The organism is Xanthomonas sp. SHU 308, from assembly GCF_000364645.1.
GTDB lineage: Bacteria > Pseudomonadota > Gammaproteobacteria > Xanthomonadales > Xanthomonadaceae > Xanthomonas_A > Xanthomonas_A sontii.
Genome location: NZ_AQOK01000065.1, coordinates 1 through 6,756, shown reverse-complemented (window position 1 = coordinate 6,756; position 6,756 = coordinate 1). Strand labels below are relative to the sequence as shown.

Sequence of the window (6,756 nt, the reverse complement as noted above, 5' to 3'; positions counted from 1 at the left end):
CCCAAAAAAATACCGCTGAATGTCGATACAGCCTAGCGGGACCGACCGGCGTCGAGCGTTCGCTCTGGGTCGGCTGTGCCGCGTGCTTGATTTCTTCCGCAGTGGTGACGGCCTTCGGCACCATTCTGCTATTGGAAAAGAGTCCTTTCTGACCATCGTCCATCATCGTGACGATGGCGCTGTTCGGCCCTGGCCGTCCTGTGCTCTGATCGGGTTGCAGCGTGAGGGAGTAGGGACGCCCATCTCTGTCGAGTCCGGCCTGTGCGTGCGTGCGAGCGACTGCCGCGGTGGCTGCATCAATGTCGGCCTCGGTACGCGCAATCCCAGCGTTGGCGTAGGCATGCGCCACCAGGCCACGCATCGGGGTCGGTTGCGGTAGCGTCGGATGCGCAAGGGCCTCGTTTGCCAGGACCGCGTATTGCTGCAATCCGGCTTGCTGGCTCCGATACACCTCGTTCAATTCGTCGCGCACATTGCCGCTGGCCTGATTGGTGCCGTAGATCATCCCCGGTGTCATCCATTCACCGTTCGCGTTGCGCGTATACGTATGGCCGTCGGAGGCGGCGAGCGATTCGGTCTGGGTACTCGCATTTTGGACGGCGACAGGCACTTCCCCATGCCGGTTCCAGCCGAACTGGTTATACGCGATCTGGTACCGGCCCGCGATCGCGGCAGGCGTATTGGCGGCATTCTGCGCGATGATCAGCTTCGCTGCGTGATCCAGCTCAGCGGCTCGCTGCGGAGAGGCCGTCTCCACATGGCTGGCCGTCATGCCATGCTCAAGGTACTGATCGACCACGGTACGCGACCACGCATGGTTGTGGGCGTCGCGCACCCAGTTTCCTTCGCCATCCGCGCTGCGCGTGTCGCCCTTGCCAGGTGCAATGGAGTAGGGATTCTGCGCGGCGAACAGATTTGCCAGCCCCAGTTCATAGGACGCGTTGGCGGACTTGTAGTTCAGTTCGTTCGCCAGCATGTCTCCAGCGACATAGCGAACCTTGCCGTAGGTCGGTGTCGTGCGGCCTGCGCCGAGCTGGGTTTCCGCAGTGATCTGTTGCGCTTCGGCGACGCGCGTCCACGTGCCTTTCGGATCTTTTGGGTCGCGGCTCCACGTGTTCCCGTCTCGATCCTGTTGCGTGAAAACACGTTCGAGGTCCTTTTGCTGCGCCCATTTTTCCCCAAGAAACGCGCCACCGATGCCTCCTACGACGCCGCCGACGCCGGAGGTGACAAGTGCGCCTGGACCAGTCGCCGCGCCGCCCGCCAGGCCATATCCGGCACCTGCCACGAAACCCAGTGCGATGCCCCCCCAATGCCACCGACATTGCGACCGATGAAATGGGTCTTGGCCGACTCGGCGCCTATGGTGTTGCCCTGCGCTTCCAGCTTCACCACCTGATGGCCAGTGGTAGCGAAGTCGTAGGCCACTGCTGCAACTGCGACCGCGGTCGCACCTTTCGATAGCACGCCTGGCGAAAGACCGCGAGAGGCGCCGACCGCCTCTGCGGCAACGGCGGCCTCTCCGACTGAGGCCGCGGGAGCTGCCCCGAGTCCCCACGGTGCGCGGGCCAGACCGGCGGCGCTGAGTTCGGCAGCGGCCGGGAACTTGGCAGCATCTGCCCCAAGCGTAGCGGCTGCTTCTCGCGAAATCGCGACCTTCGTGACTTTCGGTCCGGCGCCATCGGGTGCGACGAAGATGCCCTTGGGCGCGGCTTCAATGAACTGCGCCTGCACCATGGGCAGCACATCGGTAGCGCCCTGGCGCGCGTATATGGGCTTCAGCGCAGCGATCGGCTGCCCGCCCAATGTCTTGACGTTGGGATTGTCCAGCACCGTCGGCAATTCCACCTTGCCGAAGACGCGCTCCACGTTGGCATTGGTTGCGATCAGCTTGATGTCGCCCCGCAGCGAGGCAGCGAACTCCTGCGATGCTTCACCCATAGGCAACCTTCGAGGGAGGTAGCGCTTCGCGCAGCAGCCTTGGCGTCGCCATAGAGGAAATGGCCAGCAGCTTTTTCCGCGTCGGCCAGGCTTTGTCCCTGAGAGACGAAGATGCGTTCGGCAGTGGACCGCACGGCTGCTTCGACCTGTTTATTGCCAAGGAACTGCGCCCTGGGGGTGCTGTTGATGATCGGTTCGCCGGTCTTGCCCGCCAGTTCGAGGGCGATCGTTTTGGACGATACATTGCCGATATCCCGGCTGTAGAGGATGCCGCCATCGCCGGAGGCTTTGGCCGAATACTGGCGCGCCAGGGCCTGAATTTCATCAAGCGACGTCGCGCGCTTTATCTGATCGATTTGCTTGGCGTAGTCGTCGCTCATGACGCACGCTCCGCATCGGTCAGGATCCAGCCATCCCTGAAAAGAACATTGCCCATGAAGTGCGCATTGGGATACTCGGTCAGGAGCGATGGACGGTCGTTGAACTGCATACCTGCTTCGATCAAGCGCACTGCCAGCGTCTGAATCCTGCCGACTTCCGGGATACTGAAGACGCGACAGGTTCCCGGCAGGTGCATGCCGACGTCGCCATCGCGGCCATAGCCGAACGAGACGATTTCGATGTTGTAGTCGTTGCCGTCGGGCAGGAAGGCTCTTTGGATCTCGCCGAAGTATTCGGCGTCGCCGACCTCTACCGCGAACGTCTCATGACGCTGCTCGTCGACGATGCCGCGTACGCCACCGGAGAATCGGGCGCGGCCTTCGGGAAACTGCAGCCAGTCGAAAGTGGGGTGCTGGTGCAGGTCCATGTCTGGCGCTCCTTCGGGATGTCAGGCACGATCATGGCCCTCGCGCTGGAGTTTTACGCTGGGATGCGGAGTGGCGCAACTGTAGTGGAGGAGAGTAAAACCAGGGTCAGAGTGCACTTCCCCTGCACGGACTCTGGACGTTGCCCGGTGGGGAGACTTGTGCGGATGTACTGACTATCCCGGGGGGGTCATTCATTTCGCAGGCGGCAGTGAAGGGGTACCTGCTGACCAAGTTGGCCGGCTTCGAGCACGAAGTCTTCGCGGTGTTGTTCCTGGATACAAAGCGTCGTCTGATCGACTACGTGGAGATGCTCCACGGCACGGTCGACGCCGCCGACGTGCATCCGCGCGATGTGGTGAAGCAGGCGCTACGGCTCAATGCGGCCGCGTTCATCGTTTCCCACAACCATCCGAGCGGAGGGCACCGAGCCGAGCGCGGCCGATAAGGCGATGACCTCACGGCGTCGCCAGGCGCTGGCGCTGGTGGACATTCGCACGCTGGATCACGTCATCGTCGCAGGCGCCGTCGCCATGTCGTTCGCAGCGCGCGGTTTGCTTTGACGCTGGGGGCTTCGGACCCCTTTTTGCTACGCCTGCTGGTGCATCACGCCAGCCGCCGCAGTGATGGCGACATAGGGCTGACGCTGCCAGCGGGGATCGGTGCAATGCTCAGCGCCCGGCGCTGTCCTCCAGGGCGGACGCTCATGCAGGAATCTGCATGGATGGGTGGAAGAAGATCACCAACGCGGCGCAGGGGTTGCTGACCGCCAGCGTCTACTGCTGCAGGGGCGTAGGGCGTGGAGTAGGTCACGCCGTGGTAGCCGCGACGCAACCTCGAAGACCGATGGTTGCCTGGCATGTCGGTAACAACGTCAGCAGGCATGGAGGTAGCATGGCTGGGCCCCACTCTCGGGGCAGCAATGAATCCGCAACCCAGCGCCTCTCTTTTGTTCACGGCGGCCATCGTCTGCCGCAGCAGTCGCTGCGGTGGCGATGGCATTGCCATGAAATATTAATAAAATTCAGATAGTTGTAGCTTGGTTTGGCCCGGGCCCCTCTTGGGTGGATTTCTTCAAGTTGTGGTCAGGCACAGTTCCGGTAAAGTAATGCGGCGCGAGCCTCGCTCTTGAGCCTTCATGGCTGACTATGCAGATGCTCAAGCGCTATCCCCACCTTCGCGCGGAAGAGCTGGTACAGCACTCCACCCGTTTCTCGGACCTCGCCGTCTGCTTCTACAAACCGACTGTAAGCCACCCGCCATGCCGAGAACCACGCATTGCCTGTACCAGCCGACGCCACAGCAATCGGCGCCGGCGCTGTCTCGTTGAGCCACGCTTATCGCAAGTCGCCCGAAAACAAGCACGTCATTTCAGCAACCAGGGAGGTTCATCATGAAACTACGCGCCATTTCCGCCACTCTCGCACTGGCTGCGGCTTTAGGCCTCGGCATCAGCGCCCCAGCTCGCGCACAGACGCCTGATTCTTGCTCGGTCTTTCTTTGCATGGCCAGCGTGTCCGGGTTCGGCGCTCCGAGTCCGCAATGTACGGCACCAATCGCAGCCTTCCACGCCATCCAGATATGGGACCCGAAGTTTGACGCGCCGGCCACGGCGGCGGCACGCCGGACATTTCTGATGACATGTCCAGGCGCGACCGTACCGAATCAACACATCTTGGAAGCCATCATTAGGGAGTGGGGCTACAAATTTTGACAGGTGTCGCCCGCTGATCCAGAAAGCGACTGCGTCTGGGACTTTTCGGGGATATCGCCAGGCCCCTGTTCGCCATGCTCATCGCGCACTGCTCGTGGACCGGCCAGCCTTTCGTAGACATCCAGTTGCCATAATTGATGGCAATGTCCGGGGTGTTTATGGGCGGCAGCAACCAATACACGGATGAGTTCCGTGCCAAAGCGGTGAGATAGGTAATCGGGCGTGGCTTCACGGTGGAGGAAGTCGCGTCCCGGGTCCAAGCACGTGTTGTATCGCTGGTGCAGGCGGCCGAGAAGACGGATGGTGGGCTGTCGCCGGGCAGAGCCGGTCGGTAGTGATCCTTGTCACTTTTTGGGCACGATGAGCCAGGTGTCGCCGCCAGAGGTGTTTTGTAGGCGGACGGTCACATCGTCTGCTTCGTAGGCCAGAAGGGTATCTGCCGGTGTCGGTGAGGCGACTGGCAGAATCACCGTGCGGTCGGCATCGGCACCGATGGGCAGGACCCGGCGCGTGTTCTCGACCCAGCCTATGGCGGTGTGCGCTTGGTCGGTCGGGTCGTTGATTTGCAGATAGCTGATGCCCTCCTGCTGAAAGACATACACCCGCGCGGTACTGAGCTGGGATAGATCGCGAGCCTGTGGGTACCTCGACCCAAGCCGGTACTCGCCGAGCCAAGGATATGGCCGATATCCGGGCAGCGCGCCGACGCGCTGCCCGTGAGCAGCGTCAGTGCGGCGGCCAGCTTGATTGCAATGTGGTGGTGACGCATCACGTGTCCTTCCCCCTGGGGGTGGGCGTCTGCATCTCAGGCTCGGCCAAGGGGCGTGATCCCCATCAGGCGGGTGTTGACAAGCGGACTGCGCAAGCGTGGTCGGAAACTACCGCGTTGAGGGGTCAGACTTTTCCTACAGCCCGCTGTAGGGCCACGCATGGAAGGCGTTCGGCGAAGCCGGCCACGCCCGCCTGAATGAGGGGAGGTGGAAATTCAACCACACCTATGTCAGAGTTTGCCCCAACCTGCCCCAACTGCGCATAAGGACCATGGCCGCAGCAGGACCAGAACCTGCATCGATCCCTCAGCCCAGGTGGTGGGCAAATCCGCAGTCGTCAGCAAGAAATTGCTCTTGCGGCTGCCGGGCAGTGCTTCGCCCCCGTCCAAGCCCTTCTGCTCAGCCTCGCCCCGCTGGCGTCCTCGCTCTGTAGGACTGCCTCCTGATCCCGATCCACCGGTTTTGCTTCTGACCCGACGAGACCTGCCGTGAATACAGCATTTCGCCAACGCCGCTCCCTCATCCCGCTCTCGCCGTGGTTCGCGGCACTGCTGCTTGCCGGTGGACTCTGCGCCGGCCAGGCCAACGCACAGGTGATCGTCAATGATCCGGAGTCGATGTACAAAGCGATGGCGGAGTACGCGGAGACCGCGAAACGCTGGCAGGAAACGATCAGCCAGTACCAGAAGCAGTTGGAGCACTACCAGCAGCAGCTCATCAAGCTCCAGCGGCTGCAACTGGGCGAGTCCACCATGCAGGACAACTTCGCCGAGCGGCCCCAGGACTACGGCCTGGAAGACAGTTGCCCGGGCGCCGCCAAGAGCGGCCTCTCGGGACTGCTCAACCAGTTCAAGGCCCTGGCGCCGAACATGAGCGGTGACGCGGTGGGGGAGCAGACCAAGGTGTGCGCGCGCATCGTGATGGCGCAGAACGCCCAGTACAACGAGACCGTGCGCATGCTCAAGCGACTGATCGAGCGCAACCAGCAGTTCAAGAAACAGATCGAGGCCCAGCGCGACAGCATCGGGTCGAGCCAAGGCGCGCTGGCCGCCAACGATAACGAAGTCCGCCGCTTCGCGGCGCAGAATGCCATGGACCTGGACTACTGGAATGCGCAGATGAAGGCTTACGACTCCTACATCGTGGCGCTCAAGGACGACCAGTCGCGGCTCGCGCGGCGCGCCCTGAATGGCAACAAGGACGACCTGCTGGGGCAGGTCGTGCAGGCCGGCGTGCTGGCTGGCGCGCTGCAGAACTGACCGCGTAGCAGCCCACATTCATCACCAGACACCGGATAGACAGGCAGCATGAACGGACTTTTCGACACTGCGACGCACTGGGTGCAGCCGCTGGCGGACGCCAACCTGGGCGACTTCCTGTTCTTCAGATTGGTGAACAACTACTTCACCAACGAGATCGCGACCTTCGGTCTGGAGTTGACGCGGCGTGCGATGAACTGGGTGAGTGTGATTGCGCTGACGGCGACGATGTTCTGGGTGCTGATCCAGGGCTATCGCATCGCCAC

At 62.3% G+C, this 6,756-nt stretch carries 6 protein-coding genes and 3 pseudogenes; 4 read left to right on the top strand and 5 right to left on the bottom strand.

Annotated elements, in window-relative coordinates; genetic code table 11:
- From D588_RS23875 to D588_RS0103025, 4 genes and pseudogenes are all read right to left on the bottom strand, one after another.
- Positions 1 to 1,288, bottom strand: a pseudogene (locus D588_RS23875) (hypothetical protein); the annotation flags it as partial.
- Positions 1,204 to 1,941 (bottom strand): hypothetical protein, encoded by a 738-nt coding sequence (locus tag D588_RS26065; protein WP_017914922.1) that lies wholly within the window; start codon positions 1,939 to 1,941, stop codon positions 1,204 to 1,206. The gene D588_RS26065 and the pseudogene D588_RS23875, both read right to left, overlap by 85 nt.
- On the bottom strand, positions 1,887 to 2,321 hold the full coding sequence (locus D588_RS27560) for a hypothetical protein (RefSeq protein WP_157836403.1): 435 nt from the start codon (positions 2,319 to 2,321) through the stop codon (positions 1,887 to 1,889). The genes D588_RS26065 and D588_RS27560 overlap by 55 nt, the downstream gene beginning before the upstream one ends.
- Positions 2,318 to 2,749 carry a hypothetical protein gene (locus D588_RS0103025; RefSeq protein WP_017914921.1) on the bottom strand — a complete coding sequence of 144 codons (432 nt, stop codon included), beginning with the start codon at positions 2,747 to 2,749 and terminating at the stop codon, positions 2,318 to 2,320. The genes D588_RS27560 and D588_RS0103025 overlap by 4 nt, the downstream gene beginning before the upstream one ends.
- A 191-nt stretch (positions 2,750 to 2,940) precedes the next feature.
- On the opposite strand from D588_RS0103025, the pseudogene D588_RS23870 reads away from it, so the two are divergent.
- A pseudogene (locus D588_RS23870) lies at positions 2,941 to 3,310 on the top strand (JAB domain-containing protein); the annotation flags it as partial.
- Between the two features lie 830 nt (positions 3,311 to 4,140).
- Positions 4,141 to 4,461, top strand: coding sequence for a hypothetical protein (locus D588_RS28125; RefSeq protein ID WP_081613465.1), 321 nt, complete (start codon positions 4,141 to 4,143; stop codon positions 4,459 to 4,461).
- 344 nt (positions 4,462 to 4,805) lie between these two features.
- Here D588_RS28125 and D588_RS26060 read toward each other — a convergent pair whose 3' ends face one another.
- Positions 4,806 to 5,063, bottom strand: a complete 258-nt coding sequence (locus D588_RS26060; protein ID WP_017914920.1) for a hypothetical protein — start codon at positions 5,061 to 5,063, stop codon at positions 4,806 to 4,808.
- A 785-nt stretch (positions 5,064 to 5,848) separates the two neighbouring features.
- Between D588_RS26060 and D588_RS0103010 the strand changes: the two genes are divergently transcribed.
- Positions 5,849 to 6,490: a hypothetical protein gene (locus tag D588_RS0103010; protein WP_026143313.1), complete on the top strand. Its 642-nt coding sequence runs from the start codon at positions 5,849 to 5,851 to the stop codon at positions 6,488 to 6,490.
- Between the two features lie 48 nt (positions 6,491 to 6,538).
- Positions 6,539 to 6,756, top strand: a pseudogene (locus D588_RS23860) (Type IV secretion system protein virB6); the annotation flags it as partial.